This is a genomic window from Caulobacter sp. GW821-FHT11A05 (genome assembly GCF_058809015.1).
In genome coordinates this window covers 29,804-54,660 of record NZ_JBXASF010000020.1, presented here as the reverse complement: position 1 = coordinate 54,660, position 24,857 = coordinate 29,804, and the positions used below count along the sequence as shown (strand labels likewise).

Here is a 24,857-nt window from a genome sequence, read left to right as displayed (position 1 = left end):
TGGCCAATTAGCGGCCTGTTCGGAAAGTTGGTACAAAAATCATCTTTTGTCCAGCGTCACATTTTCGCAGGCCGCAGGCGTGAAATCGCTTGACCGAGAGCGGACGTGTTACAAAATGTGCTTCTTGTATCTGAAACGATCAGTGCGCCGGCTCCACGGCGCCGTCCGGGAGGACACAGCATGATTCAGTTCGACACCATCATCCGAAATGGCTTGGTCCTTGATGGCACCGGAGCGCCTGGCGTCTACGCTGACATCGGCATCACCGCCGGCCGCGTCACCCAGATCGGCCGTCTGTCTCACGCGACCGCTCCAGACATCATCGACGCTGCCGGGATGGTCGTCGCCCCCGGACACATCACCCAGCACGCGCACCACGATGCCCAGCTGTTCTGGGACCCCTACTGCTCCAACTCCGGCGAGCATGGCGTGACGACCATCCTGAACGCCAACTGCGGCTTCAGCGTCGCCCCGGTCCGCCGTGAAGACCAGGAGCGCACGATGATGATGCTGGCGACGACCGAGCAGGTGCCGGTCGAGCACCAGAAGGCGGCAATGAGCTGGGATTGGGAGACCTTCCCCGAGTACCTCGACCGGGTGCGCTCTCTGCCCAAGGGGGTCAACATCATGACCTTCCTGCCCCTGAACCCGCTGCTGGTCTACGTGATGGGCGTTGAGGAGACGCGCAAGCGCCGGCCGACCCAGGCCGAGATCGTCGAGATGCACCGGCTGATCAATGAGGCGATGGATGCCGGGGCGGCCGGCATCTCGATGTCGGTGATGGGCTTCGAAGGCAATTCCCATCTGGACTACGACGGCCAGCCGATGCCCACCGATCGACTGCACGACGACGATGTCGTGGAAATCGCCCGGGCCGTGGCCCGCCGTGGCGAGGGCATCATCCAGATGCTTTCGGCCATCTTCCATTTCGGCAATCGGGCGGTGACCGAGAAGGTCGCTCGAATGGCCAAGGGTTCGGGCGCCCGGGTCATCCACGCCGCCATTCTAACTCACAGCCAAATGCCCGAAGCCGCCACCGCCGACCTGGCCTGGCTCGAAGGCCTGCGCGCCGAGGGCCTGGATATTTCCGGGTCCGCGCTGCTCAATCGCGGCTGGGTCGAAGCCAGCGTCAATGAACTCGATACCGCTGCCGGTCAGATGCAGGGCGTGCGCGACCTGGTGGCCTGCGCCGATGACAAAGCCCGCCTCGCGCTCCTCGCCGACCCCGCCTATGTGGCTCGCTTCGCCGAAGAGTACGCGGGGGCCGGCCCCGCCAGCGGAGCCGGCGGCCTGGAATCACAGATCGTCATCGAGGTTGGTGACGCCTCGGAACTGGCCAGCTACGTCGGCCGGAACCTGGCGGACATCGCGGCGGAGCGCGGAACCTCCGTGGTTGCGGTGCTTGCCGACCTGGCCGTTCAATCGAAGCTCAAGGTCGAATTCAAATCGGACATCTGGGCGGCTGATGACGCGGACCTTGTCCGCACCCTGCTGACCAGCCCGGCCATCGCCACCGGAGTCAGCGATGCCGGCGCCCATACGAAGGCGTTCGCCAACGGGCACTATGCCACCGAGTTGCTGATCTGGCTGGTTCGGGAAAAACAGGTCTTCAGCCTGGAGGACATGCATTACCAGCTGAGCCTCAAGGTCGCCCGCACGCTCGGTCTGGCGGATCGCGGCGCGATCCTTCCGGGCTTTTGGGCCGACCTCCTCACCTACCGGCTGGAGGATCTCTATTACGAGCGCGACCGCTACTCGATCGTGCACGACATGCCCAATGGCGACTGGCGCCGTAACGCCAAGGCAGGGGGCTACAGCCGTATCCTGGTCAACGGCGTCACCACCTTTGTCGATGGACAGACCACGGGGGCCGTCCCGGGTCATCTGGCCCGGGTCACTCAGGACCTTGGCGCACCGGCTCTGCTGGCCGCCGAGTAGCCGGGATGTCACCGGATCGGGCGGCGATGATTGCCGGCGCTTTGGGCGCTGTCGGCCAGGCCTGTGTTCGAGAGGCCGCGGCACAGGGCCAGGCCCGCCACATCACTTTCGGCTACGGCGCCGGCGCCTGCCTCGGCCAGCACTTGGCCAAGCGGGCGTCGCGGCAACGGTTCGAGCGTCTGATCGAGCGGCTTGAGAGCGCCGAGCCTTCCGGCCCCGCGACGCAAGTCCACTCCTACTTCGTCAACGGGCCCAAGTCCGTGCCGGTCCGCTACCGCACGATCAGCTGAACTCGCACGCGTCACCACGGTGAATTGAGGATGTCCGACGTCGCGGGCAGGCACGCCCCATGGTATTCGTACTGTCGATCCGACCTCGACCATAGTCGGGCTCCATGCGACGAAGATGCTTGCGGGCCTGGGGGCTGACGTCATCGATGTCGAAGCCCTTTGGGCGATCAAGCTTCGCCCATGCCGAGCGGCCCGCCAGATCATCCCGCGTGGGCCTGGTCACATGGCGTTGAGCGTGGGCAAGCGATCGAGGCGACGGACCGGCGGGGCCTTGGAGTTCACAGCTTCCTCAAAGGTCAGACCGAGCCTGGCCGCCAACGCTTGCAGTTCAGCGGTACGGCCCACCAAATGGTCGTGGTGTTCCTTGAGAACCGTCAGGAGGGCTTGCCTTGCCTTCCCTTCGCCCTGTGAGGCGCGCAGATCGAGAATCGCGCCAATCTTGTCCAGGCCGATACCGATCGCCCGCAAGTCGGCGATCATTTGCAAGCGCTCAAACGCCAGGGTGTCGAAGGTCCTGCACTGTTTCGCATTGCGATGGCTGACGATCAGACCACGCTCTTCGTAGAAGCGGACCGCGCGGATCGTGAGATTGGTCAATCGCGCCGCGCGGCTGATGGAAATCCGTTCCGAGGCCGGCAAGAAGGGGCGAAATCGGGCGGGTTGCGTCATGTCCAAAACTCCAGGGTTGCCTCAGGGCGTCAGGCGGATTCTGCTGCGCGGTCTCACCGCCGCGAGCCCCCTCCACGGTGACCGATCCCTGGCGCCTCAGCACCTCCTTGCGGCTGGACGGGCCGCGACCCAGGGTGGCCTTGATCAGGGCGGCGGAAGCTTTCGTCATGGGGCCCTACCCAGATGACCGTCGAGAAAGCTGCCGATTTCGGAGATCGCCTCTCCGGCCTCGGGCAGTTCGTCGGGGAACTGCTGAAAGACATGGAACTTCCCGGGCCAGACCTGCAGCTCGACGGGGACCCCAGCCGCCCGCGCCCGCTTGGCCAGGCGGACGGAATCGTCAAGCACCACCTCGCGGTCGCCGACCTGGACGAGCATCGGCGGCAAGCCCGTCAGATCGCCGCGCAGAGGTGAGGCCAGGGGCTGGGCAGGATCGGCCTCGCCCAGGTAGTCCTGGGCCATGCCCAGGATCACCGACCGCCGGTGCAGCGGATCGAGGTCAGCCCGTGAGACATAGCTCTCCCCCGTCGCCTGCAGATCGGTCCAGGGCGACAGCAAGGCGACACAGGCGGGGAGCGGCTCGTTCCGGTCCTTGAGGGTCAGCACTAGAGCCAGGGCCAGGTTGCCGCCGGCGGAATCGCCGACCACCGCGATCCGCTCTGGCGGCACGTCCGAGGCCAGCAGCCAACCATCGATCGACAAGGCGTCGATGATCGGAGCCGGGAACCGATGCTCGGGGGCCAGACGATAGTCGACGCCGAGCCCGGCGCAGCCGCCGGCCCGGGCGATGCGGGCGATGATGTCGAGATGCGAGCGGCTGAAGCCGACCCGGTAGCCGCCACCGGGCAGGTAGAGGAAAACGCGGTTGGCCGGCCCCTCGACCCAGGTCGCCGACACCGTGCCGATTCGGACCTGCTCCACGGCCGCCACGACGGTCTCCGGGCGGAACAGCCTGTCCCAGTCCTCGCGCATCCGGGCCGGAGTCGTCTGACGAGACCAGCCCGCGTAGACGTCTCTGATCCGCCGGTTCGATGGTGGTGGGGCTCAGCATCCCATGCCGCCCGAAACCCCGATGGTCTCGCCGGTGATGTAGCCGGCGCGACGCGATGCGAGAAAGACAACGGCATCGGCGACTTCGCGCGGTTCGCCGAGCCGCCCCATCAGCGTGGCCCCGGTCATGGTCTGCAACAGGCGCGCGCCGTTGGGCCCGGCGATGGCCCGTTCGAGCATCGGGGTGCGGATCGGTCCGGGGGCGACGGTGTTGGCGGTGATGCCGTAGCGGGCGTTCTCCCGGGCGATGGATTTGCCGAACGCGACCAGTGCGCCCTTGGCGGCGGAATAGACGGCGGCGCCCTTCGACCCCTGTCGGCCGGCTTCCGAACCGATGTTGACGATGCGGCCGAAGCGAGCCGCCTGCATGGCCGGCAGCACGGCCTGGGTGCAGGAAAAGACCGCCTGGAGATTGACCTCCAGCAAGCGGCGCCAGTCCTGCGGCGTGGTGTCGGTGAAGAACGCGTGCTGGTCCGCCCCCGCGTTGTTGACCAGGATGTCGAACGGTCCGGCCTCGCCGAGCCGCCGCATCACGGCCTCATGGTCGGTGACGTCCAGTCGCAGGGCGCGGCCCTCGTCGGGCGCGGCCAGATCGCACCAGGTCACCTCCGCCCCGGCTTGCGTCAGCGCCTCGACGATGGCCCGGCCGACACCGGCCGCGCCGCCGGTAACGAAGGCCCGCAGGCCGGCGCAGCCCTCCGTCATCGGCCGGTGAACCTGGGCTGGCGACGTTCAATCACCGCAGCCAGTCCCTCGCGGGCGTCGCTGGAGCCGGCCAGCTCCGAGACCGTTCGCGCCTCTTCCGGCAGGCAGGCCTCGAAGCCCAGCCCGACGCCATTCCACAGCAGGCGCTTTGCGGCCGAAAGGCCCAGCGGCGCGCCCTCGGCCAATTCCTCGGCGAGGGCCAGCGCCGCTGCGTCCAAGGTGTCGTCAGGCTCGACGCTGTTGACCAAGCCGACCGCCAGGGCGGTCTGCGCATCCATCGGCCGGTTGCGAAGCATCATGTCCATTGCCCGTCTGAAGCCGACGATCCGTTGGAGGCTGACCGACGCGCCGCCATCGGGGGCCATGCCGACCCGGGTGGCGCCGGTCAGAAACTTCGCCGAAGCCCCGGCGATCACCAGGTCGCTGGCGCAGACGAGGCCGATACCCGCGCCACCCGCCGCATAGCCCTGAACGGCCGTGACCACCGGCGGTCCCAACCTGACCAGGGCGCCGGCGACAATCTGCAGATAGGCCGTGGCCCGGCGCAGGTAGTCCGGCAGCGCTTCGCCGTGGCTGGCGAAATCCCGCACGTCGCCGCCGCCGCAGAAGTTGGCGCCGGCCCCGCGCAGCAGCACGACCCGCACGTCAGAACGCCCGTGGATCACCATGATCGCCTCATGCAGCGCCCTGAGCAGCGGCACATCGACCCCGTTAGCCGCCTCCGGCCGGTTGAGTGTCAGGTGAGCGATGCCGCCCTCAAGCCGAAGCAGAACGGGACCGTCTTCGATCAGGGCTATGGTGTCGGCCATCGGCGCGTCCCCCCGCTCACACCAGGAAGGCCATGGTGTAGAGCGCCTTGTCGTTGTTGGTCAGGAAGACGGTCTTGCGAGCCATGCGCCAGGCGCCGTCGACACGGCGCAGGCGGAATTCGTTCCGCGCCGACCAGAGGGTGTCGCCCCGCAGGTTGCTCTCGAAGATCATGGCGTTGGAGGCCACCTGCAGCTCCTCGCCGTCGATCTCCATGATTTCGATGTTCGACACCGTCCGCCGCAGTCTCGACCTGGGCTCCTGCGCATGGCGTCGTCCGGTGTGCAGCTGGCGGATGCGCAGGGCTATGCGGGAGCGGTTGTCGTAGAGGATCGACATCTGCTCCTCGGGATCGATGTCGTCGCCGTTGGCCGGAATCCAGTAGACGCCATCGTCGGTCCAAAGGGCTTCCCAGGCGTCCCATTCATGGTCGTCCTGCAGTCGCGCCTCGCGATAGAGGAACTGGCTGACCTCGTGATACAGCGCCAGATCGGCCTCCATCACGCCTGCTCCATGAGCCGGCGATAGTGGCGCCAGATGGCTCGCGACGGCACCTCGTCGGTCGCGTGCCCCACGATGTAGCCGTCGGCGTCCCGCGTCTCGCGGTGTTGGCCGCGGCCGAGGAACACCCATTCGGGACTGAGCGAGGCCACGCCGCGCTGGGTGCGCTCGTACATCTCGGAGTCGTCGGCCAGCAGCAGGCCGGCCGGACCGACCGAGCCCATGGTCTGTTGCCGAAGACGGCGGTTGAGGTCCGGCGCGCCCTTGAACTGCAGGGCGGTGACGTGCTGCACCGTTTCGTCGACCGACAACGGCTGAATGACGAAGATCTGGATTTCGGCGATGAACAGGTTGGGAAAGATCATCACATGCGGCGTGCCGTCGATCATGATCTGGTCGCCGGTCCGGGTCCCGTGGGCGGCCCGCATGGCGGCCACGTAGTCCGGCAGGCGGGCTTCGGTGGTCCCGAACCAAGCCATCGGCTTGCCGCCCTTCCGGAATTCCGGGCGAAGGTCGACTTCCGTGTGACCGTTGCCATAGTCGCGCGTCAGGGCGGTGGATTCATTGCCGTAGAGTCCGCCGATGCCGCTGTCGGCGACCCCGAAGATCGAGCTGTGCACGAAGGCCGGATGATAGCCGTCGCACTCGTTCTCGAGGATGAACTTCCAGTTGGTGCGGGCCCTGTGCTTGAGAAAGCCGGCCGTGATCTGAACCTCGCCCTCCGGCGAGGTCGCGGCCAGGCGATCGAGGGCGTCGATGGCGCCGCCTAGGTGCTCGGCCAGAGTTACGCCTTCGGCGGCCATTGAGCCGAACACGAAGCCCTTGTGGGACGCGACGCGCGGCAGAACGCCCAGGCCTAGCCCCGCCTTGTCGGCGGCGGGATTGCCCTCGTAGCCCTCGGGAAAGGCATAGCCCATCAGTTCACCGGAATTGGCGAAGGTCCAGGAATGGTAGGGGCAGGTGAAGGAGCGCGCGTTGCCGCGGTCCTTGACGCACACCTGGTTGCCCCGATGCGGACAACGGTTGTGCAGCAGGCGAATCTCACCGTCTCGGCCGCGGACCATGATGACCGGCTGCGGTCCGATGGACTTGAGCACGAAGTCGTTGGCGTTCGGGATCTCGCTCTCGTGGCCGATATAGATCCACTCGCGATACCAGATGCGCTCCAACTCCGCCTGGAACAGCGCCTCGTTGGTATAGACCGAGCCATGCACCCGGTCGGGCCGGATCAATCTGTCCAGATTGGCCGTCGCCGTACGCGTCATTCCCTGCCACCGCTGTCCGCTGGGCCCAGGTAGATAGCCGCCCGGCCCGGTCCCCGCAGTCCCCCCGGGAAGGGTCAGGGGCGACCGATCCCGCGCCTGATCAAGCTGTCCCTAGGGCGGGGACATTCGGTGCGCGCGGCGCTGCTAAGGTGGCGCCTGGAGGACATGGATGATCGACCCGAACACCGCCGAGGCCGACGCCGCCTTTCGTGCCGAAGTGCGCGCGTTCCTCGCCGCGGCGCTGACCGACGAGATGGCGACCGCGCCGCGCACCACCCAGATGCTCAGCATCGACCTGCAGCAACGCTGGCATCGGTTGCTAGCCGCCAAAGGTTGGGCCGCGCCGAGCTGGCCGACGGAGCACGGCGGCGCCGGCTGGACGCCCCGCTGGCGAAAGATCTTCGAGGAGGAGATGGCCGCCGCCGAGGCGCCCCCGCTCAGCGTCTTCCTGGAGATGATCGGTCCCGTCCTCTGCGCCTACGGCACGCCGGCGCAACAGGCCGAGCACATCCCGCCCCTGCTGGCCGGCGAGCGCCTGTGGTGCCAGGGCTACTCGGAACCCGGCTCCGGATCGGACCTGGCTTCCCTGAAGACCCGGGCGGTGCGCGACGGCGACCACTATGTCGTCGATGGCCAGAAGATATGGACCAGCTTCGCCCAACACGCCGACTGGATGTTTGCCCTGGTGCGGACCTCAAGCGAGGGGCGTCCACAGGACGGCATCAGCTTTCTGCTGATCGACATGCGATCCCCGGGCATCACCCTTCGCCCGATCGTCTCCATCGATGGCCTGCATCACCTCAATGAGGTCTTCTTCGAGGGCCTGCGGGTTCCCGTCGGCAATCTCATCGGCGAGGAGAACCAGGGCTGGCGCATTTCCAAGTTCCTGCTCGAGCATGAGCGCAGCAGCGTCGGCTCCCTGGTCACGGTCCAGGGACAGGTTCAGGCGTTGCGCGACGCTGTAGCCGACCAGGCGCCCGGCGCCGGTCTGGAGACCGCCATCGCCGAGGTCGAGATCGAGCTGGCGACGCTGGAAGCCCTGACCCAGCGCCAGGGCCAGCTGGCCGAGCGCGGCGAGGGTCACCCCTCCACCGCCTCGATGCTCAAGCTGCGGACCACCGAACTGCAGCAGCGGATCGCCGAACTGACCATCGAGGCCTACGGGCCGTGGTTCGGGCCCGACCAGTCCGCCCTGCTCGAACCCTATCGGCCGCAGTCCATGATCGGCCCGCCCGGCGCGGCCAGGGCGGCGCTGTTCTACCTGTTCGGGCGGGCTTTCACGATCCTCGGCGGATCCAGCGAAATCCAGCATGAGATCATCTTTCGGCAGATCAGCGCCCGCGCGTCCTGAATGCCAGCAAGGGAATTATCCATGGACCATCCGACCGCCCTGGCCATGTTCACGGCCGCCGTCGCCCGGGCCGGCGATGCGCCCTGCCTGCACTATTTCGACGCCACGCTGACCTATGACCAGGTCGATCGGGACAGCGATGCCTTGGCCGCGGCGCTCTCGTCGCGCGGCTTTGCGGCCGGTGATCGCCTGGCTGTGCAGATGCAGAGCATCCCGCCCTTCGTCATCGCGATGATCGCCGCCTGGAAGCTCGGCGGCGCGCTGACGCCGGCCAACCCCATGTACCGGCCGCGTGAGTTGGGCCTCATCCTCGACGACGCGACGCCCAGGGCCCTGATCGGTGAACCCCAACTCATGCGCGAGGTGTTCGGCCAGATCGAAGAGGGCGTCCATCGGCCGGACATCCTGGTGGCCGCTTCCGGGCTGCGGCATCTGGGCGGACCGCCCCCCCGCCTGCTGACGGACTACGACGCCGTCCTGCCCGACGGCGTCGAGGATCTCGCCGCCGTCCTGACCGCCCACGCGGGCGAGGCTCCGCCGGAACGCGCCGCCAGGCCGGACGATATCGGGACGATCATCTACACCTCCGGAACGACCGGCCTGCCCAAGGGCGTCATCGCTACGCAGCGGGGGATCGCGCTTGCCGGCATGGGCTCACGGCGCGCGCTGGCTCTTCCGGAAGGCGGAATGATGCTCGCCCTGGCGCCGATGTTCCACGTCTCCGGCGCGGTCATGAGCCTGGCCGCCACCCTGGACGCGGCGGCGGCCCTGATCCTGTCCTACCGCTTCGACCCACCGACTCTGGTCGAGATGATCGAACGCTATCGGCCGTCGGTCGCGGTGGGCTCGATCACCGCCTACATCGCTATCATGAACGCGCCCGAGGCGACGCCGGCGGCCCTGTCTGGCCTGATCACGCCGATGAGCGGCGGCGCGCCGGTCCCCGCCGCCGTGGTCAAGGCCTGGCGCGCCAGGTACGGGACCGACATCCGCACCGGCTACGGCCTGACCGAGACCGTCGGGGCCATCTTCATGGAGCCGCTGGACCAGCCCGCCCGCGTCGATCCAGACACGGGAACCCTGTCGGTCGGCCGCCCGCAGCCCGGCTTCACCGTTCGCATCCTCGACGAGGCCGGGCGCGTCCTGCCGACGGGCGAGGCCGGCGAGGTGGTGGCCATCGGCCCCTCGGTCTCCCCTGGGTACTGGCGCAACGCCGAGGCGACGGCCGAGTCCATGACTCCGGAGGGCTTCCGGACAGGCGATGTCGGCTTCCTCGACGACGACGGTTGGCTATTCCTGATCGACCGCAAGAAGGACGTCATCATCGCGGGCGGCTACAAGGTCTGGCCGCGCGAGGTCGAGGATGTCCTTTACGGCCACCCGGCCGTCCGGGAGGCGGCGGTGGTCCCGCTGGCCGACGCCTATCGCGGCGAGACAGTGCGGGCCGTCGTCAGCCTGCGGCCCGGCGCGAGTCTCGCCGACGGCGAACTGGCGGCCTATTGCCGCGAGCGGCTGGCAGCCTTCAAGACGCCCCGTGTCATCGACGTGATGGATGAGCTGCCGAAGAATCCCAACGGCAAGATCCTGCGGCGCGAACTGCGGACCTGACCGCGCTTCGCCGAGGTCGCGGCAGGGCCAGGCGGAACCGGCTATCGGTGTCCCGCACCGGTGCGGGCCACTTGCCCGCCGCCGGGCGGCAGACATCATCAATCGCGCTCAATCAGGGTCGCGATGCCCATGCCGCCGCCGATGCACAGGGTGACGACCCCCCGCCGCAGATTGCGCCGCTCCAGTTCGTCCAGCAGGGTCCCGACCAGGATGCCGCCCGACGCCCCGATCGGGTGTCCGAGCGCGATGGCGCCGCCATTGACGTTGATCTTCTCATCCGACACGCCCAACTCGTCCCGGAACCGCATGACCACCGACGCGAAGGCCTCATTGACCTCGAACAGGTCGATGTCCTCGATCCCGAGATTGGCCTTGGCCAGCAGCTTGCGGACGGCCGGAGCCGGGGCGGTCAACATGATGGTGGGGTCCGAGCCGATCACGGCCGTCGCGGTGATCCGCGCGCGAGGGTCCAGACCAAGCGCCTTCCCCGCAGCCTCCGAGCCGATCAGCACCGCGCTGGCGCCGTCGACGATGCCGGAGGAGTTGCCGGGCGTGTGGACGTGGTCGATGGCCGCGACACGCGGATATTTGGCCAGGGCCATGGCATCCATGCCCATTTCTCCCATCTTGGCGAATGAGGGGCGCAGGGCGGCGAGCCCCTCCATCGTCGTGCCCGGCTTCACGAACTCATCGTGGTCGAGGATCACCTCGCCCCGGGCGTCTCGGACGGCGATCAGGCTACCCGCGAACAAGCCCCCGTCCCTGGCGATCGTCGCCTTGCGTTGCGAAGCCAGGGCGAAGGCGTCGACGTCCTCGCGACTGTAGCCGCCCATGGTGGCGATAAGGTCGGCCGCGACGCCCTGGGAGACGAAGTGGGTCTTGGCCATCAGTTCGGCGTCGAACATAATCGCCCCGCCGCTGCTGCCCATCGGCACGCGGGACATGGACTCCACGCCGCCGGCGACGATCAACTCTTCCATGCCACTCATCACCCGGGCCGCCGCCTGGTTCACTGTCTCCAGGCCCGAGCCGCAGAAGCGGTCCACCTGGCAGCCGGCGACCTGATCGTTCCAGCCCGCCATCAGCGCCGCGGCCTTGCCGATCGCCCCGCCCTGCTCGCCGACGGGCGAGCCACAGCCAAGCACCACGTCGTCGACCAAGGCGCTGTCGAACCCGTGCCGCGTCTGCAGGCCGTTCAGCAGGTCGGCGGCCAGGCGCACTGGCTTGACGCTGTGCAAGGCCCCGTCGGCCTTCCCCTTGCCGCGGGGCGTGCGGACGGCGTCGTAGATGAAAGCGGCGGGCATGAGGGCTCCGGAGAGGATGATGCCCACCGACCTTGGAGCTGAAACCCGGCGTCTTCTGTCCCCGCCATAGGTACAGGCCGGCTGGGAATTTAATTAGTGACCAAGCGCTTGGTTTGTAATTAGATGCGACTCTAGCCGTCGTCAGAACGGCCGGGAGAGCGCAGCATGTCCCCTTCTATTTCAGCCGTATCGTCGACAACGGCCGCGCCAGGCGATGCCGGTCTTCGCAGCATCATCGACGTCATGGGCTCGGCGGACTTCGCGCCGATCCTGCGGGACTACCTGGAGGATCTCTGCGGCGCCGAGCATTGCGCCCTGTACCTCATGGAGGACGGCGCCTTTACCGACATCGCGGCGGCCAGCCCCAGTACGCCCGTGGCCGCCCGCCAGGCCCGCCTCTATGCGTCCGGGGAGTTCTGGCGTCGCGATCCGGGCCTCGCGAGCTGGTGGAACGGCCAGCTGGACCATCAGCCCGTGATGGTGCGGCTCGACCCGGAAGAACTCGAATGCACCGAATTGCGCGACCGCATCTACCGGCCGTATGGCGTTCGCGAACGCGTCCTGGTCAGCGCCCGCGGCCGGTGCGCCAACGTCGCCCTCAGTCTGATCCGCACCAATCGGCGCGGCCCGTTCAGCGACGATAATCTGGCCGCCCTGGCCGCCGTCGCCGGCAGCTTGACCTCGATCGCGCTGAAACATGTCAGCGCCCAGCAGGGCTGCTCGCGCATCGCCTCGGCGCTGACGTCTCTGCCCGGCATCGAACGATGCATCGCGAGGGCCGCGTCCCTGCTGGCGCGCCGGGAGGCCGAGGTCTGCGCCCGCATCCTCTACGGGATGACGTCGCCTGGCATCGCCTCGGACCTGGGTATCGGCGAGGAGAGCGCCATGACCTACCGCAAGCGCGCCTATCACCGACTGGGCATCAGCAGTCAGCGCGAACTGTTGCTCTGGTACCTGGAGGAATGGTCGCGCCAGAAGGCCCACGCGCCAGCGGTGTTGCCGCATTGAGTCTCTGCTATCTGTGATTGGCCCCTGCTTCGCTGGCCGCCCGGAGACCTTGATGAGCATCGTCGACGAAAGGGCCCCCGCCGTCAGGACGGCCTCCCCGCGCGGTCGCAAGAGTCGCAAGGCGGCGCTGGTGCGCATCGCCGCGCGCAGCTTCCACGAGCAGGGCTACGACCGCACCTCGGTGCGAGACATCGCCGCCAGTTGCGGGATGACTTCGGGCAGCATCTTCTACCACTTCGCCACCAAGGAAGACCTGCTGGCCTGGGTGGTCGAGGAGGGCATGCGCCATGGCCACGACATCGCCGAGCGGGAACTGACGGGCAAGACCGGGGCGGCGGAGCGCTATCGCGCCGTGATCTTCGGCCACCTGAAGGCGCTGCATGACAACCAGCACGAATACGCCGTCTCGGTGCGCGAATGGGACAAGCTGCCGCCGGAAACCCGCGACACCCTGCGCCAGATGAACAATCGCTTTCGCGAACGGTGGACCGGCATCCTCAACGACCTTCGGGACGCCGGCATCCTGCGCAGCGAGCCGGAGGTGCTTCGGCGCATGCAGGTCGCCGCCGTCAGCTGGACGGTCCATCTGCGGCCCGAGGAAGTCGCCGATCTCGAAACGCTGGCGGACCGCATCGCGGCGGGCGGCCTGAACATGACGCTGGCCGAGTTTCGAGCCCTGCTGACCGCCTGATCCCCTGTACTCCCCGGGGGGGACAGACCGTCCCATCCGCCCCTCTAGACTTCCCCTCAGGTTTGCGACCGGCCTCCGCCCACGAGGGGCTGGCGCTTGGGAGGGAAGACGATGAAGAGGTCCAATCCGCGCCGCACGGCGCTTCTGGCCAGCGCCGCGGCCCTGCTGCTGACACCGGCGATGGCCTGGGCGCAAGACGCCTCGCCCGCGGCCGCCATCGAGGTCGATGAACTGGTGGTCACCGCCCAGAAGCGCGAGCAGGCGGTCAACGACGTCGGCCTGTCGATCACCGCCGCGACCGGCGAGCAACTGGAAGCGGTCGGCGTCACCGAGGTTACCGGTCTGACGCGCCTGGTGCCCGGCCTGACGGCGACCTCCAGCATGAGCAACACGCCGATCATCACCCTGCGCGGCGTCGGCTTCAACGAGTTCACCCTCGGGGCCAGCCCGACCGTCAGCATCTATGTCGACGAAACGCCCCTGCCCTTCCTGCCGATGACCAAGGGGGCCTCCCTCGACCTGCAGCAGGTTGAAGTCCTGAAGGGGCCGCAAGGCATCCTGTTTGGCCAGAACTCCACCGGCGGGGCGATCAACTACATCGCCGCCAAGCCGACCGACACCTACGAGGGCGGCGCCGACCTCTCCTACGGGCGATTCAATGAGGTCATCGCCGGCGGCTTCCTCAGCGGCCCGCTGAGCGACACCCTCTCGGCCCGGGTTTCGTTCCGCACCATCCAGTCCGACGATTGGCAGTACAACTACACCCGCGATGCGACCTTGGGCGAACAGCACCTCTGGATGGCCCGCGGCCTGCTGGAATGGCGGCCCAGCGACCGGGCGACCGTAACCTTCAACATCAACGGCTGGCGCGACACCTCCGACACGCTCGGCACCCAGCTGGTCGGGTTTCGCCTCCAGAGACCCAGCAACGTCGCTCGCGCCAACCTGGTGCTGGCCCAGCCGCTGGCGCCGGACAACGCGCGGGCCACGAACTTCGGCTTCGACGATGACCTGAAACGCATCGACAGCTTCATCCAGGGCGGCGTTCGTGTTGAATACGAACTCAGCGACGTCCTGACCCTGACTTCGATTACCTCGCTCGACCGCTTCACCGAGGACTACAGCTTCGACCGCGACGGCACGGTCCTGGAGATTCTCGACATCCAGCGGTCCGACGGCAAGATCAGCGACTTCAACCAGGAACTGCGCCTGGCCGGCGACACCGAGAACCTCCATTGGGTGGTGGGCGGCAACTACCTGAATGCGAAAGCCGATTCCGCTCTGCGCGTCGGCCTGACCCATCCCACCAACTCATTGGTCTTCGGCATCCCTTTCACGGAGTCGACGACAACCATCAGCCAGGACGTCGAAGACTACGCGCTGTTCGGCAACCTGGAATGGCGCTTCGCCGACCAATTCACCGTACTGGGTGGGTTGCGCTACACCAACAGCGCCCGCGACTTCACCGGCTGCAGCGCCGGTGACGCCGGCCTGTCGCAGATCTTCACCATCCTGTCGGGCGTGGTCTCCGGCACGCCGACCCCCCTGATCCCTACCGGGGACTGCGTCAGCCTTGGCCCGAACGGCAAGCCGGGGAAGGTGGTCGACAAGCTCAACGAGGACAATATCTCCTGGCGCGTCGGCCTCAACTGGGAGCCCAACAGCGATACCCTGCTCTATGCCGTGGTCTCCCAGGGTTACAAGTCCGGCAGCTTTCCCACCCTGTCGGGTTCGCGTTCCCTGCAGTTCGCTCCGGCCACCCAGGAATCCCTGCTGGCCTATGAGGCGGGCGCCAAGCTGACCTTCGCCGATGGCCGGGTGCAACTCAACGGCGCGGTCTTCTACTACGACTACGAGGACAAGCAGGTCCGCGGGTCGGTCATCGACCCGATCTTCAACAATCTGGAAAAGCTGGTGAATGTGCCCAAGTCGCATATCGCCGGCGCCGAAATCCAACTGATCGCCCAGCCCGTCGAGGGCCTCCGGGTCAGCTTGGGCGGCACCTGGCTCGAAACCGAGATCGAAGAGTTCGTCGGCCTCAATGAAGTCGGCCTGGCGACCGACTTCTCCGGTGAGGTCCTGCCGTTCACGCCCGAGTGGCAGGCGGTCGCCGATGTTGAATACCGCTTCCCAGTCGGCGGGCGATTCGAAGCCTGGGTCGGTGGCAACCTGACCTACAACAGTGAGAGCACCTCCACGCTCGGCTCGCCCTCCTATGCAGAGATTTCCGACTTCACGGTGCTCGACCTGCGCGCTGGCTTCGGGCCGGAAGACGGCCGCTGGCAGGTCAGCGCTTTCGGCCGCAACGTGACGGACGAGTTCTACTGGACCAACGCCTTCGCCAACCAGGACGTCATCGTCCGCTACGCCGCCAAGCCGATCACCTACGGCGTCAAGCTAAGTCTGCGCTGGCAGTAGCATCGTCGGGACGGCGCGGCCTCCTTCCCGTCGCGCCGCATCTAGGCCCCGGTCGTCCAACCCGCGCCGGGGTCTGATCGGGCCTCGGCGACTTCCATGAAAGGCGCCGGGCGCGCGGATCCTGCGGCGGTAGGGCTGCGGAAGGCGGCCGCCTTCCAAGTTCTCTGACGAGTCAGAAGTCGATCTCAGGAACGCACCAAAGGTCGGGCCACTCCGCCACCCTCTACCACCGTAGGGCTACAGGATCGCCCTGTCCCAACCCGGCCGTTAAAGTCCCTCTGTCATCGACGAAACCCCCTCGCCAGAGGCCGCACACGTATGCCCGCCCCTCATTCCCACTCGATTACTCAGAATCTCTTAAGCGCTTGTTTTTAAGCGCCTTTTTCGTATGCGCACTCAGCTATGCCGATCAGCAAGCCGACGAAATTCTAGTATTTTGAAAACGCTCATGAAATAGATCAATGTAAAAACTGCGTGATCGTGACACCTTTCGAGATGTCTTGACAACATTGCCCCCAGCTTGCTGGATGAATCATCCGCGTGGGCTAACGAGGGCTAATTATCACGCAATGTCTTTTTGGCATATGGGCGCGTTGCTTACGCCTTTTTCAAAGCGTGATCTGCCAAAGCCGAAACAGGGACCCCACCTTGGCAAATGCCGCAAAGCGCAAGGAGGAAACGTCGAGGCCGGCGCGCAAACACGACGCTCGCCCTACAGTCCGAAGTCCTGATTAGCGCTAAGTGATCGCCCGCTTCCGATCCCGCGCTGACAGACCAGACAGCCTCGCATTCGGATCGCTTCGCGGGCACCCCTTCTGTAGAGGGACGGCGGCAGGAGTTTGTGGCAAACCTCTAGGCAATCGCGATGGGTTTTCCCACCTGACGAGGCGACACCGGCGAGGGAGATCAATCTATGCAGCGGAAAAGTTGGGCCTCGGCAGAGTGCCCCATGGCCCGCTCCGTTGATGTCCTTGGCGACTGGGGCAGTCTGATGATCCTGCGCCAGGCCTTTGGGGGCACGACCCGGTTCGACGATTTCCAGAAGGAACTGGAGATCTCGCGCAACCTGCTGACCGCGCGACTGAAGAAACTCGTCGCCTGCGGCATTCTCGAACGCCGGCCCATCGCCGAGGAAGCCCGGCGGCACGAGTACGTTCTGACCGAAATGGGCGAGGACCTCTTCGCGACCATCATCGCGCTCCGCCAATGGGGCGACCGCTGGCTGTTCGCTCCCAAGCCCCATCCGGCCGACATGTATGACAAGGTCGACGGCTCGAAGATCGCCAAGCTGGAAGCGCGTTCGGAGAAAGGCCGCCTGATCGGCCGCGAGCATCTGGAGTTGCGGCGCCCGCCCGCGCGCTGATCGCCGCCCCCAGGTTTTCTGGCCCCGCCCGCAGCAGAATGCCGATTGCCCGGCCTCAGCGCCGCGCCTACATAAGTTCAATAATGAGACTTTTGAGGACAATCCCATGCGAGCGGCATTCATCACAGGCTACGGCGACAACTCAGTGGTCACTCACGGCGAGGTCCCCGATGCGGTCGCCGGAGCCGGCGAGGCGCTGATCGAGGTCCGCGCGGCGGGGATCAACCCGGTCGAGGTCTACATGCGGCAGGGCGCGTTCCAGGCGGCCTTCCCTTTCAGCTTCCCGCAGGTCATGGGGTTCGACATCTCCGGCGTTGTCCGCGTCACGCCAGACGGCGCGCCGTTCAAGGTTGGCGATGAGGTCTATGCCCGGCTGCCGAAGCCACTGGGCGCCTATGCCGAGTTGGCCGCCGTTCCTGTTGGGCTGCTGGCCCCCAAGCCGCGATCCTTGAGCCATACCGAGGCGGCCAGTCTCCCCACCGTTGCGCTAACGACCTGGCAGGCCTTCCTCGAACGGGCGCGCCTCAAGGCCGGCGAGCACGTCCTGATCCAGGCCGGCGCGGGCGGCGTCGGCTCGTTCGCGATCCAACTGGCCAAGCATCTGGGGGCCGAGGTCACCGCGACCGCGAGCGCCGTCAACCAGGGCTGGATGGCCGAGCTCGGCGCCGATCGCACCATCGACTACGCAACCGAGCAATTCGAAGACGCCGGCCCCTTCGACGTGGTCTACGACGGAGTCTGCGGTCCGTTGGTCGAGCGCGGGATCCAGAGCCTGAAGCCGGGCGGCCGCTACGTCGGGATCGTCCGCGTGGCCGACGCCCAAGCCTATCGTGAGATCGGCTTCCCCGACGCCGTGGCCGCCGGGGCCGCGGCGGGCGTGCAGCCCTTTATCGAGCAGGCCAGGGCCAGGGGCGGCGAGTTCCACGGCCCGTTGACGCGGCCGGACGGCGCACAGCTGGCGCAGATCGGCGCCATCATCGACAGCGGCGCGATCAAGGCGACCGTCTCACAGGTCTACGGCCTGGCCGACCTCGCCGCCGCCTATGACGCCCTGGCGACCGGTCGCACCCGCGGCAAGCTCGTCATCGTCCCCTGACGCTCAAGATGAAACTCGCAAAAGCACAAATCGATGTTGGTCTGTGCACCAACAACATCGATCCGCTGCTAAGCTTTTGGCAGACGGACATTGGTCTCCCGCTGGATCATGTTTTACCAATCCGCCGCGGACAGACGCAGCATAGGCATGACGCCTCAGGGTCGGTTATCAAGATCAATCACTTTGTGGAGACGCTTCCGCAAACGGCCCCCAGCGGATATCGCGAACTCCTGATTGCACGTCCAGATCTCGCCCACCCACGGCGGTTGACCGATCCCGACGGAAACCGTGTCACCCTGGTCCCCCGCGGCCACGAAGGCGTGGATCAGATCGGCATTCGCCTGACCGTGCGCAATCTGGATGCGCACCGCGCGTTTTATAAGAACGTCCTGAGGCTGGAAGAACAGCCCGCATTCGACGGCGCTGCTTTCCGTGCCGGAGAGACGCGCCTCATTCTCGAAGAACAGTCGGATGCACCCGTGGACAGCCCCCTGCATGGGCTTGGCTGGCGCTACGTCACCTTTCAGGTTTTCAACGTCGACGAAGCTCACGCCAAGGTTCTCGCCGTCGGCGGTCGCGAGGGCTTGGCGCCGGTCACACTCGGAAAGACCGCACGTATTTCAATGATCCTCGATCCGGACGGAAACTGGATCGAGCTCTCTCAGAGAGCATCGATTGTTGGATCGCTTGAATAGCCGCCACGGCCTGAAAAGGCATGATCAGCCAACTAGTCTCATTATTGAACTATCAGAGCGATATTGCTCGTAGCTAGCAGCCAATCCAGGGGTCAAACATGAGCCTGACAAACGCAATCAAGGTCGTTTTCGCCGCCGTGCTGGCGGTAACCGCCCTTTCCACGTCTCCCTCGTACGCTCAGGGGACCACAAGGACCGCTGAGCAACCGAAAGCCATAGCCGTCGACAAATCCGTGCCCGGCTACTGGCGGGTCACGCTGAACAACCCGCCCATCAATGCCATTACCGACGCCATGTACGATGAGTTCTATGACCTGGTGGGTGAAATCGAAGCCGACAAGTCGCTCAAGGTCGTCACCTTCGAGAGCGCCAATCCGGACTTCTTCATCGCCCACTACAGCACCGCCGCGCCACGCAGCCGGTTCGGCGTGCCGCGGTGGATCGAGGCGGCGGACCGTCTTTCGAAGAGCAGTGTACTGAGCATCGCCGTTGTGCGGGGCCGCGTGCGCGGTGGCGGAAGTGAATTCGTCATGGCCAGCGACATTCGCTTCGCCAGCCGCGAAAAGGCGATCTTCGGTCAGCCCGAGGTCGGCGTCGGATTGATCCCTGGCGGTGGCGCCCTCGACAGGCTGCCCCTGCTGGTCGGCCGGGCAAGAGCGCTTGAGATCATCCTTGGAGCGGATGACTACGACGCCGACACCGCCGAACGGTACGGCTGGATCAATCGGGCGATACCCGACGCCGAGCTTGACGCCTTCGTCGCGAATTACGTCCGGCGCATCCTGTCGTTCGACAAACAGGCCTTGAGCACCGCCAAGGCGGCTCTCAATCGAACCCAACTGGCCGATCCGGTACAGTTGAAGGCCGTGCAGGACACCTTCTTCCAGACGTTCGGTTGGGAGGGCGCAAAGAAGCGCATTCCCATCCTGATCGAGCGTGGACTGGGACGGCCCGGCGAATTCGAGCTGAATCTGGGCAAGAACGTCGGAAATCTGCCTTCCGATTCCAAGTGATCGCCGACTGCTTTTGACATCCGACGATGGGCCAGACTGCGCGGCGAGGACGGCGACCCCGTCGCGCAGGGCGACATCGGTGACATCCCGACGCCTCCACCTAAAGGAATCCGCTCCATGAACACGCTGTCTGCCCACGACGCCGAGCAAGGTGACTCCAGCTTTCAACTTCGCTCCCTGCTGACCAACTCCGGCCAACTGGAGCTGACCTTGGACGCCATCCCCGTCGGGTCGCCGGGACCGGGCCAGGTGGTCGTTCGGATCGAGGCCGCCCCGGTCAATCCGTCCGATCTCGGCCTTCTTCTCGGCTGGGCCGACCTGTCGACGGCGAAGACTGTCGGCGAGGGTTCAACCCGCAAGACGACGTTTGAAGTGCCCGCGGCCGGGCTTCGCGCGATGTCGGCGCGGATCGACACGCCCATGGTGGTGGGCAACGAAGGCGCCGGCGTGGTGGTGACGGCGGGGGATGGCGCTGAGTCCCTGCTCGGCAAGACGGTCGCCGTACTGGGCGGCGGCATGTACGGCCAGTTCCGCACCGTCAGGGCGAAGGACTGTCTGGTGCTGCCCGACGACGTCACGCCGGCGGAGGGCGCCTCGTGCTTCGTCAACCCGCTCACCGCGCTTGGGATGGTCGAGACCCTGCGTCTGGAAGGTCACGCCGCGCTCGTCCACACCGCCGCCGCGTCGAACCTTGGGCAGATGCTCAACAAGGTCTGCCAGAAGGACGGCGTGCCCCTGGTCAATATCGTGCGGAACGCCACGCAGGCGGGATTGCTGAAGGAGATCGGCGCACGCCACGTCTGCGATTCCTCCGCCGACGACTTCATGGAGCGCCTGACAGACGCCGTGTCCGAGACCAAGGCGACCCTGGCGTTCGACGCCGTCGGCGGCGGCCGGATCGCCAGCCAGATCCTCACGGCGATGGAGACGGCGGCCAGCCGGCGAATGAGCAGCTACAGTGGCTACGGCTCTTCCGAACATAAGCAGGTCTACATCTATGGCGGTCTCGACTCGGCCCCTACCGAACTCACGCGGGGGTTCGGCATGGCCTGGGGCGTTGGCGGATGGCTGCTGACGCCGTTCCTGCAGAAGATCGGGCCGGGCCGCGCCGCCGAACTGCGCGCCCGGGTGGCGGCGGAGGTGAAGACCACATTCGCCAGTCATTACACCCAGACGATTTCCCTCGCCGACCTGCTGGCGCCGGAGACCTTGCGATCAATCTCGCGGACGGCGACGGGGCAGAAGTTCCTTGTCGCGCCGGCCAGGACCTAGGCCCGAGGGCCTCGCGCCCGGCGAGCTGGGTCCCGTTGACAAGGTATGGAGGTCATATCTTGGCTGCGGCTAGGGCGACGAATGCCGAGCATGATTTTCGGGTCCTGTCGTACCGGGTCGCAACGCGACGGAACCGCTTGAGGCGGTTGAACATCCGCTCGATGCGGTTTTCGATCCTTGTAAGCTCGGAGATTGCAGGCGGGCGAGTTCCGGTTGGTCTTCAGTGGAATGAACGGCCTAATCCCGTGGATCAGGAGTTCTTCGCGCGGGAAATCGCCGTCATAGCCTTTGTCGGCAAGAAACAGTCTCGGCTTGCGCACGCGCACCCCATTCTGCAAGCCATATTGTACACAGCGAAGCTCGAAAGCCGGCTCAGGAGCGGGAGCCCCCCGCCTGCCCTTGGCAGCAGGCGGGGCGCGCCCAGATCAGCGTGGGCGATATTGCTGCATGAGCTTGCCAAATTTTCGCAGACCCATCGCGTCGGCAATGGACGGCGATATGGCGTTCGCAAGCGTAAGCATTTTGAGTGTCCCGCCGCCCATGACGTGGACTTGACGACGTTTGCGGATGGTGGCGAGGATTTCGCGCGCGACCTGGTCGGGTTCGCAGAGGTCGACGCCCAGCTTGCTCCACATGTCGAAGAAAGGCGACTCGGCCTCGGTGTTGGAGGGAACAGGCCCGAAGAAGGAAAGCATTACGTTGGTCCCGGCAAGCTCGCGGTTGGCGCTTTGCACGTAGCTCGCCAGCGCGCCGCGGCTCGCTGCATAGGAACTCATAAACGGCAGCGCCACCCGGCCGTCCATGGCGCCGCCGACGTGGACAACCACTGCGTTACCCGCTTGCTTGCGCAATTCGGGCAGGAAGGCCCGGGTCACGAACATGGGCCCCTTCACGTTGATCGCGAACAGATCGTCGATGTCGGCCAAAGTGTATTCCTCAATGGCTTTGCGCGGCGAGATGCCCGCAAGGTTAACCACCGCATCGACCCGGCCGAGGTGCTCGAAGGCCACTGCCGTCAGCTTCTCCATGCTCGCCGGATCTGTGACATCCGCGCGCTGGTAAATCGCCGAACCGTCGTTGCGGCCGGTCAGCGTAGCGGCGTCATTCTCGCTCCGGGCCGCGAGCACCAACCGGTAGCCCTCGGCTGTCATAAGCCTGGCCAGCGCGTGACCAAGTCCTCCGGTCACCCCGATGAGAACGGCGGTGGGCGCATCCTTGTCCTGCTTTTGCGTCATCTCGTGTTCCTTCCGATGGGTATGGGCACCTAGAGCTTGTCGATGAAATCAGAGAGCGCCCGGTTGGTCTGATCGGGCGCTTCCTGCTGGAGCCAGTGCCCGACACCCGGGATCAGGACCGAGCCCCGGAAATCAGCACAGGCCGCGCCCGCCAGGGCGTAGAGGTCCAAGCCCGGGATAAAGTGGCGGACGGGGTCGCGTTCGCCGCCAATGAAGGTCGAGGGCTGGGCGATCGGTGTGCCCTCGTAGGCCGCCAGGTCGTCGAAATCGATCATCTGGGCGCGATAGCGGTTCAGCGGCCCGCGGAAGCCGCCCCTGCGAAACGCTTCAACGTAGACGGCCAGCTCGCTGTCCTTCATCCAGGACGGGGCCGGATTGGGATCGACCAGGCCGTCCAGGAATCCAGCCGTCGACGGCTTGTCGGCGAGCCAGGCATCGAGCGACGCGTCACCCGAGGCCGCGAAGTAGGTCTTCCGCAGCGCGCTGGCGACGTCTGCTTCCAGTTCGGCCTCCGCGACGCCCTCGGCCTGGAAGTAGAGCTGGTAGAAGAAGCGGCCTGCATGGGCCTGTTCCAGAACCTTGAGCGCCGGCACGGGCCCGCGCGGAATGTAGGGCACGCTGAGGCCGGCGACGGCGGCGATCTTTGGCGCATGCAGGAGGGCGGTGTTCCACACGATCGGCGCCCCCCAGTCGTGGCCGAACAGGATGGCCCGCCCGCCCCCAAGCGCGTCGATCACCGCAGCGACGTCGCCGGCCAGGTTGCGCATGGCGTAGGCCGCGATCTCCCTCGGCTTTGAGCTGCCGCCATAGCCGCGGACATCCATGGCCGCGACCTTGAACCCCTTCGCCGAGAAGTGTTCGATCTGGCTGCGCCAGGAGAACCAGAGCTCTGGCCAGCCATGGACGCAGAGGATCAGGGGGCCTTCGCCCTTGACCGCCACATTCAAGGCGATGTCGCCGTTCTGAACGGTCACGAAATCCATGATGCGTCCTCTCTGATCGCGCTGTGATCGAACCCGCCGGTCACTCGGCCGAGATGACGTCGGCCGATGCCGACGTGGCGCCGCCGTCGATTGCGAGAATCTGTCCGGTGATGTGCTTTCCCGCGTCGCTGACGAACAACAGCGCGGCGCCCTTGAGGTCCTGATCGTCGCCGATCCGGCGGAGCGGCGCGACGTTTGCAAACTTCTCTCGGCCGACACGCTCAAAGGTCCCCTGGGTCATCCTGGTCTCGAACATCCCGGGCGCGAGCGCATTGACGGTGATGCCGTGCTTGCCCCAGTCGGCCGCGAGCCCGCGCGTGAAGTTCACCACGGCGCCTTTGCTCGTGTTGTAGGCGATCATTCCCGCCGACCCTTGCAGGCCGGCGACGGACGCCACGTTGAGGATCCGGCCGTAGCGGTTCGGAATCATCGAGAGCCGCCCGATCTGCTGGCTCAGCAGGAAGAGCGACCGCACGTTCAGGGTCATGAGCTTGTCCCACGCGGCGAGCGACTGATCTTCCGTCGGCGAAAACCAGGTCGCGCCGGCGTTGTTGACCAGGATGTCCACCCGTCCGTGGCTGCCGACGGCATCGGCCGCCAAGCGCTCGACGTCCCCGTCGACCGCGTTGTCGGCGACGATGAAGTCCACCTCGGCGCCACGCCGGCGCAGATGATCCCGCGCCTGCTCGAGATCCGCCGCCTTTCGGGACGAGATGATCAGGCGGGCCCCGTGAGCGCCCAGGGCCTCGGCGATCTGCAGGCCGAGACCGCGCGACCCGCCGGTGACGAGCGCCGTCTTGCCGGCCAGATCGAAAAGCTTTGCGTCGCTCGCCAAGACGAACTCCTTCAAGTGTGCCTGAGGTCGCTTGCCATCGCCTGGGGACCAGAGCTATATTAGTTCAATAATGAGACGGATTGCAATGGTGATTGATCTATGCCCGACCTTCGCGGCGGCCGAATATTTCGCGCCTCCCGACCGTCAGCTCATCGGGAGATGGGAGTGAATCAGGTGATCGGGGCGCTCAGACAGCTTCCCCCGAATTGCAACCTTCTTGCCGTTGGGCGAGCGCCTCGCACGATCCGGACCTACCACCGTAAAGTTGCGGGATCGCATCGTTTTAGTCCGACAGCTAAAGTCCCCTTGCCATCTACGAAATCCCCTCGCCAGAGGCCGCGCCCGCATGCCCGCCACCCCTCCCTCCCACTCGATTGCACAAACCAGCCCAGAGCATTGAATGTTATGGCCTTTTTTCGTCGAGCGCCAGCCAAACCGATCAGCAAGCCGAACAAATCTCGAGATGCTGAAAACATTGGTGAAATTCTAAGCAGTAAAATTTGCGTGATGTCGACATCTTTCGATGCCTATTGCAGGATTCGGCGCACGCAATGACAATGTATCGGTCGCCGTTAACTTCGACTTCCTAGGGCGTCATTGACGACCCTTCTTACTGAAGGCGCGCAGCTGGAAGCCTTAGGTTCTTTCCCAGATTCCAACAAGCACGGCCGTCTCGATGACCGTGCCTCTGGGCAAGGCCTCGACCTCATCCGTGGGGCGCCGCCATCTGATGGTCGGCGAACATTGGCGCATGACCAAG

22 protein-coding genes and 1 pseudogene are annotated in these 24,857 nt (G+C 66.0%); 13 read left to right on the top strand and 10 right to left on the bottom strand.

Annotated features, from left to right (window positions below; genetic code table 11):
* The first annotated feature begins 180 nt into the window (after positions 1-180).
* From AC1RSK_RS22035 to AC1RSK_RS22025, 3 genes and pseudogenes are all read left to right on the top strand, one after another.
* Positions 181-1,938: an N-acyl-D-amino-acid deacylase family protein gene (locus tag AC1RSK_RS22035; protein ID WP_492909841.1), complete on the top strand. Its 1,758-nt coding sequence runs from the start codon at positions 181-183 to the stop codon at positions 1,936-1,938.
* Positions 1,939-1,964: 26 nt separating this feature from the next.
* Positions 1,965-2,228, top strand: a complete 264-nt coding sequence (locus tag AC1RSK_RS22030) for a hypothetical protein (RefSeq protein WP_492909840.1) — start codon at positions 1,965-1,967, stop codon at positions 2,226-2,228.
* A 64-nt stretch (positions 2,229-2,292) separates the two neighbouring features.
* Positions 2,293-2,376, top strand: a pseudogene (locus AC1RSK_RS22025) (hypothetical protein); the annotation flags it as partial.
* 71 nt (positions 2,377-2,447) lie between these two features.
* On the opposite strand, the gene AC1RSK_RS22020 reads toward AC1RSK_RS22025, so the two are convergent.
* The 6 genes from AC1RSK_RS22020 to AC1RSK_RS21995 form a co-directional block, all read right to left on the bottom strand.
* Positions 2,448-2,897, bottom strand: coding sequence for a MerR family transcriptional regulator (locus AC1RSK_RS22020; RefSeq protein ID WP_492909839.1), 450 nt, complete (start codon positions 2,895-2,897; stop codon positions 2,448-2,450).
* A gap of 165 nt (positions 2,898-3,062) precedes the next feature.
* Positions 3,063-3,869 (bottom strand): alpha/beta hydrolase, encoded by an 807-nt coding sequence (locus AC1RSK_RS22015; protein ID WP_492909838.1) that lies wholly within the window; start codon positions 3,867-3,869, stop codon positions 3,063-3,065.
* A 72-nt stretch (positions 3,870-3,941) separates the two neighbouring features.
* On the bottom strand, positions 3,942-4,652 hold the full coding sequence (locus AC1RSK_RS22010; RefSeq protein ID WP_492909837.1) for an SDR family NAD(P)-dependent oxidoreductase: 711 nt from the start codon (positions 4,650-4,652) through the stop codon (positions 3,942-3,944).
* Positions 4,649-5,461 (bottom strand): enoyl-CoA hydratase/isomerase family protein, encoded by an 813-nt coding sequence (locus AC1RSK_RS22005; protein WP_492909836.1) that lies wholly within the window; start codon positions 5,459-5,461, stop codon positions 4,649-4,651. Before AC1RSK_RS22005 ends, AC1RSK_RS22010 begins: the two co-directional genes overlap by 4 nt.
* A gap of 16 nt (positions 5,462-5,477) precedes the next feature.
* Complete coding sequence (locus AC1RSK_RS22000) at positions 5,478-5,960, bottom strand: aromatic-ring-hydroxylating dioxygenase subunit beta (RefSeq protein WP_492909835.1); 483 nt, start codon at positions 5,958-5,960, stop codon at positions 5,478-5,480.
* Positions 5,960-7,225, bottom strand: coding sequence for an aromatic ring-hydroxylating oxygenase subunit alpha (locus AC1RSK_RS21995; protein ID WP_492909834.1), 1,266 nt, complete (start codon positions 7,223-7,225; stop codon positions 5,960-5,962). The genes AC1RSK_RS22000 and AC1RSK_RS21995 overlap by 1 nt, the downstream gene beginning before the upstream one ends.
* Before the next feature lie 169 nt (positions 7,226-7,394).
* Between AC1RSK_RS21995 and AC1RSK_RS21990 the strand changes: the two genes are divergently transcribed.
* Together AC1RSK_RS21990 and AC1RSK_RS21985 are read left to right on the top strand one after the other, a co-directional pair.
* Complete coding sequence (locus AC1RSK_RS21990; RefSeq protein ID WP_492909833.1) at positions 7,395-8,576, top strand: acyl-CoA dehydrogenase family protein; 1,182 nt, start codon at positions 7,395-7,397, stop codon at positions 8,574-8,576.
* A 21-nt stretch (positions 8,577-8,597) separates the two neighbouring features.
* Complete coding sequence (locus tag AC1RSK_RS21985) at positions 8,598-10,184, top strand: class I adenylate-forming enzyme family protein (protein WP_492909832.1); 1,587 nt, start codon at positions 8,598-8,600, stop codon at positions 10,182-10,184.
* A 98-nt stretch (positions 10,185-10,282) separates the two neighbouring features.
* Here the strand turns inward: AC1RSK_RS21985 and AC1RSK_RS21980 are convergent, their stop codons facing one another.
* On the bottom strand, positions 10,283-11,488 hold the full coding sequence (locus tag AC1RSK_RS21980) for an acetyl-CoA C-acetyltransferase (RefSeq protein ID WP_492909831.1): 1,206 nt from the start codon (positions 11,486-11,488) through the stop codon (positions 10,283-10,285).
* Between the two features lie 165 nt (positions 11,489-11,653).
* Between AC1RSK_RS21980 and AC1RSK_RS21975 the strand changes: the two genes are divergently transcribed.
* The 8 genes from AC1RSK_RS21975 to AC1RSK_RS21940 all read left to right on the top strand — a co-directional run bounded on the left by AC1RSK_RS21975 (position 11,654) and on the right by AC1RSK_RS21940 (position 21,044).
* A complete protein-coding gene (locus AC1RSK_RS21975) occupies positions 11,654-12,496 on the top strand; it encodes a helix-turn-helix transcriptional regulator (RefSeq protein ID WP_492909830.1) in 843 nt (280 codons plus the stop codon).
* A gap of 52 nt (positions 12,497-12,548) precedes the next feature.
* Positions 12,549-13,187 (top strand): TetR/AcrR family transcriptional regulator, encoded by a 639-nt coding sequence (locus AC1RSK_RS21970; RefSeq protein ID WP_492909829.1) that lies wholly within the window; start codon positions 12,549-12,551, stop codon positions 13,185-13,187.
* Positions 13,188-13,298: 111 nt separating this feature from the next.
* Complete coding sequence (locus AC1RSK_RS21965) at positions 13,299-15,605, top strand: TonB-dependent receptor (RefSeq protein WP_492909828.1); 2,307 nt, start codon at positions 13,299-13,301, stop codon at positions 15,603-15,605.
* A gap of 913 nt (positions 15,606-16,518) precedes the next feature.
* Positions 16,519-16,968, top strand: coding sequence for a winged helix-turn-helix transcriptional regulator (locus AC1RSK_RS21960; protein WP_492909827.1), 450 nt, complete (start codon positions 16,519-16,521; stop codon positions 16,966-16,968).
* Between the two features lie 106 nt (positions 16,969-17,074).
* Positions 17,075-18,064 (top strand): NADP-dependent oxidoreductase, encoded by a 990-nt coding sequence (locus AC1RSK_RS21955; protein WP_492909826.1) that lies wholly within the window; start codon positions 17,075-17,077, stop codon positions 18,062-18,064.
* Between the two features lie 8 nt (positions 18,065-18,072).
* Positions 18,073-18,759, top strand: coding sequence for a VOC family protein (locus AC1RSK_RS21950; protein WP_492909825.1), 687 nt, complete (start codon positions 18,073-18,075; stop codon positions 18,757-18,759).
* 98 nt (positions 18,760-18,857) lie between these two features.
* Positions 18,858-19,772: an enoyl-CoA hydratase/isomerase family protein gene (locus AC1RSK_RS21945; RefSeq protein ID WP_492909824.1), complete on the top strand. Its 915-nt coding sequence runs from the start codon at positions 18,858-18,860 to the stop codon at positions 19,770-19,772.
* Positions 19,773-19,889: 117 nt separating this feature from the next.
* On the top strand, positions 19,890-21,044 hold the full coding sequence (locus AC1RSK_RS21940; protein ID WP_492909823.1) for a zinc-binding dehydrogenase: 1,155 nt from the start codon (positions 19,890-19,892) through the stop codon (positions 21,042-21,044).
* Positions 21,045-21,469: 425 nt separating this feature from the next.
* Here AC1RSK_RS21940 and AC1RSK_RS21935 read toward each other — a convergent pair whose 3' ends face one another.
* Genes AC1RSK_RS21935 through AC1RSK_RS21925 form a run of 3 tightly spaced genes read right to left on the bottom strand, consistent with a single transcriptional unit; the run spans position 21,470 to position 24,097 of the window.
* On the bottom strand, positions 21,470-22,279 hold the full coding sequence (locus tag AC1RSK_RS21935; protein WP_492909822.1) for an SDR family NAD(P)-dependent oxidoreductase: 810 nt from the start codon (positions 22,277-22,279) through the stop codon (positions 21,470-21,472).
* Positions 22,280-22,308: 29 nt separating this feature from the next.
* Entirely contained in the window at positions 22,309-23,262 is a 954-nt protein-coding gene (locus AC1RSK_RS21930) for an alpha/beta fold hydrolase (protein ID WP_492909821.1), read from the bottom strand.
* Between the two features lie 40 nt (positions 23,263-23,302).
* Complete coding sequence (locus AC1RSK_RS21925; protein WP_492909820.1) at positions 23,303-24,097, bottom strand: SDR family oxidoreductase; 795 nt, start codon at positions 24,095-24,097, stop codon at positions 23,303-23,305.
* Between the last annotated feature and the right edge of the window lie 760 nt (positions 24,098-24,857).

Excerpts from the sequence above, each read along its gene's own strand:
- AC1RSK_RS21935 (WP_492909822.1), bottom strand. The coding sequence starts at position 22,279 with ATGACGCAAAAGCAGGACAAGGATGCGCCCACCGCCGTTCTCATCGGG.
- AC1RSK_RS21990 (WP_492909833.1), top strand. The coding sequence starts at position 7,395 with ATGATCGACCCGAACACCGCCGAGGCCGACGCCGCCTTTCGTGCCGAA.
- AC1RSK_RS21995 (WP_492909834.1), bottom strand. The coding sequence starts at position 7,225 with ATGACGCGTACGGCGACGGCCAATCTGGACAGATTGATCCGGCCCGAC.
- AC1RSK_RS21985 (WP_492909832.1), top strand. The coding sequence starts at position 8,598 with ATGGACCATCCGACCGCCCTGGCCATGTTCACGGCCGCCGTCGCCCGG.
- AC1RSK_RS22010 (WP_492909837.1), bottom strand. The coding sequence starts at position 4,652 with ATGACGGAGGGCTGCGCCGGCCTGCGGGCCTTCGTTACCGGCGGCGCG.
- AC1RSK_RS22035 (WP_492909841.1), top strand. The coding sequence starts at position 181 with ATGATTCAGTTCGACACCATCATCCGAAATGGCTTGGTCCTTGATGGC.
- AC1RSK_RS21980 (WP_492909831.1), bottom strand. The coding sequence starts at position 11,488 with ATGCCCGCCGCTTTCATCTACGACGCCGTCCGCACGCCCCGCGGCAAG.
- AC1RSK_RS21965 (WP_492909828.1), top strand. The coding sequence starts at position 13,299 with ATGAAGAGGTCCAATCCGCGCCGCACGGCGCTTCTGGCCAGCGCCGCG.
- AC1RSK_RS21970 (WP_492909829.1), top strand. The coding sequence starts at position 12,549 with ATGAGCATCGTCGACGAAAGGGCCCCCGCCGTCAGGACGGCCTCCCCG.
- AC1RSK_RS21975 (WP_492909830.1), top strand. The coding sequence starts at position 11,654 with ATGTCCCCTTCTATTTCAGCCGTATCGTCGACAACGGCCGCGCCAGGC.
- AC1RSK_RS21955 (WP_492909826.1), top strand. The coding sequence starts at position 17,075 with ATGCGAGCGGCATTCATCACAGGCTACGGCGACAACTCAGTGGTCACT.
- AC1RSK_RS21960 (WP_492909827.1), top strand. The coding sequence starts at position 16,519 with ATGCAGCGGAAAAGTTGGGCCTCGGCAGAGTGCCCCATGGCCCGCTCC.
- AC1RSK_RS22030 (WP_492909840.1), top strand. The coding sequence starts at position 1,965 with ATGATTGCCGGCGCTTTGGGCGCTGTCGGCCAGGCCTGTGTTCGAGAG.
- AC1RSK_RS22000 (WP_492909835.1), bottom strand. The coding sequence starts at position 5,960 with ATGGAGGCCGATCTGGCGCTGTATCACGAGGTCAGCCAGTTCCTCTAT.
- AC1RSK_RS21930 (WP_492909821.1), bottom strand. The coding sequence starts at position 23,262 with ATGGATTTCGTGACCGTTCAGAACGGCGACATCGCCTTGAATGTGGCG.
- AC1RSK_RS21950 (WP_492909825.1), top strand. The coding sequence starts at position 18,073 with ATGAAACTCGCAAAAGCACAAATCGATGTTGGTCTGTGCACCAACAAC.
- AC1RSK_RS22015 (WP_492909838.1), bottom strand. The coding sequence starts at position 3,869 with ATGCGCGAGGACTGGGACAGGCTGTTCCGCCCGGAGACCGTCGTGGCG.
- AC1RSK_RS21940 (WP_492909823.1), top strand. The coding sequence starts at position 19,890 with ATGAACACGCTGTCTGCCCACGACGCCGAGCAAGGTGACTCCAGCTTT.
- AC1RSK_RS22020 (WP_492909839.1), bottom strand. The coding sequence starts at position 2,897 with ATGACGCAACCCGCCCGATTTCGCCCCTTCTTGCCGGCCTCGGAACGG.
- AC1RSK_RS22005 (WP_492909836.1), bottom strand. The coding sequence starts at position 5,461 with ATGGCCGACACCATAGCCCTGATCGAAGACGGTCCCGTTCTGCTTCGG.
- AC1RSK_RS21945 (WP_492909824.1), top strand. The coding sequence starts at position 18,858 with ATGAGCCTGACAAACGCAATCAAGGTCGTTTTCGCCGCCGTGCTGGCG.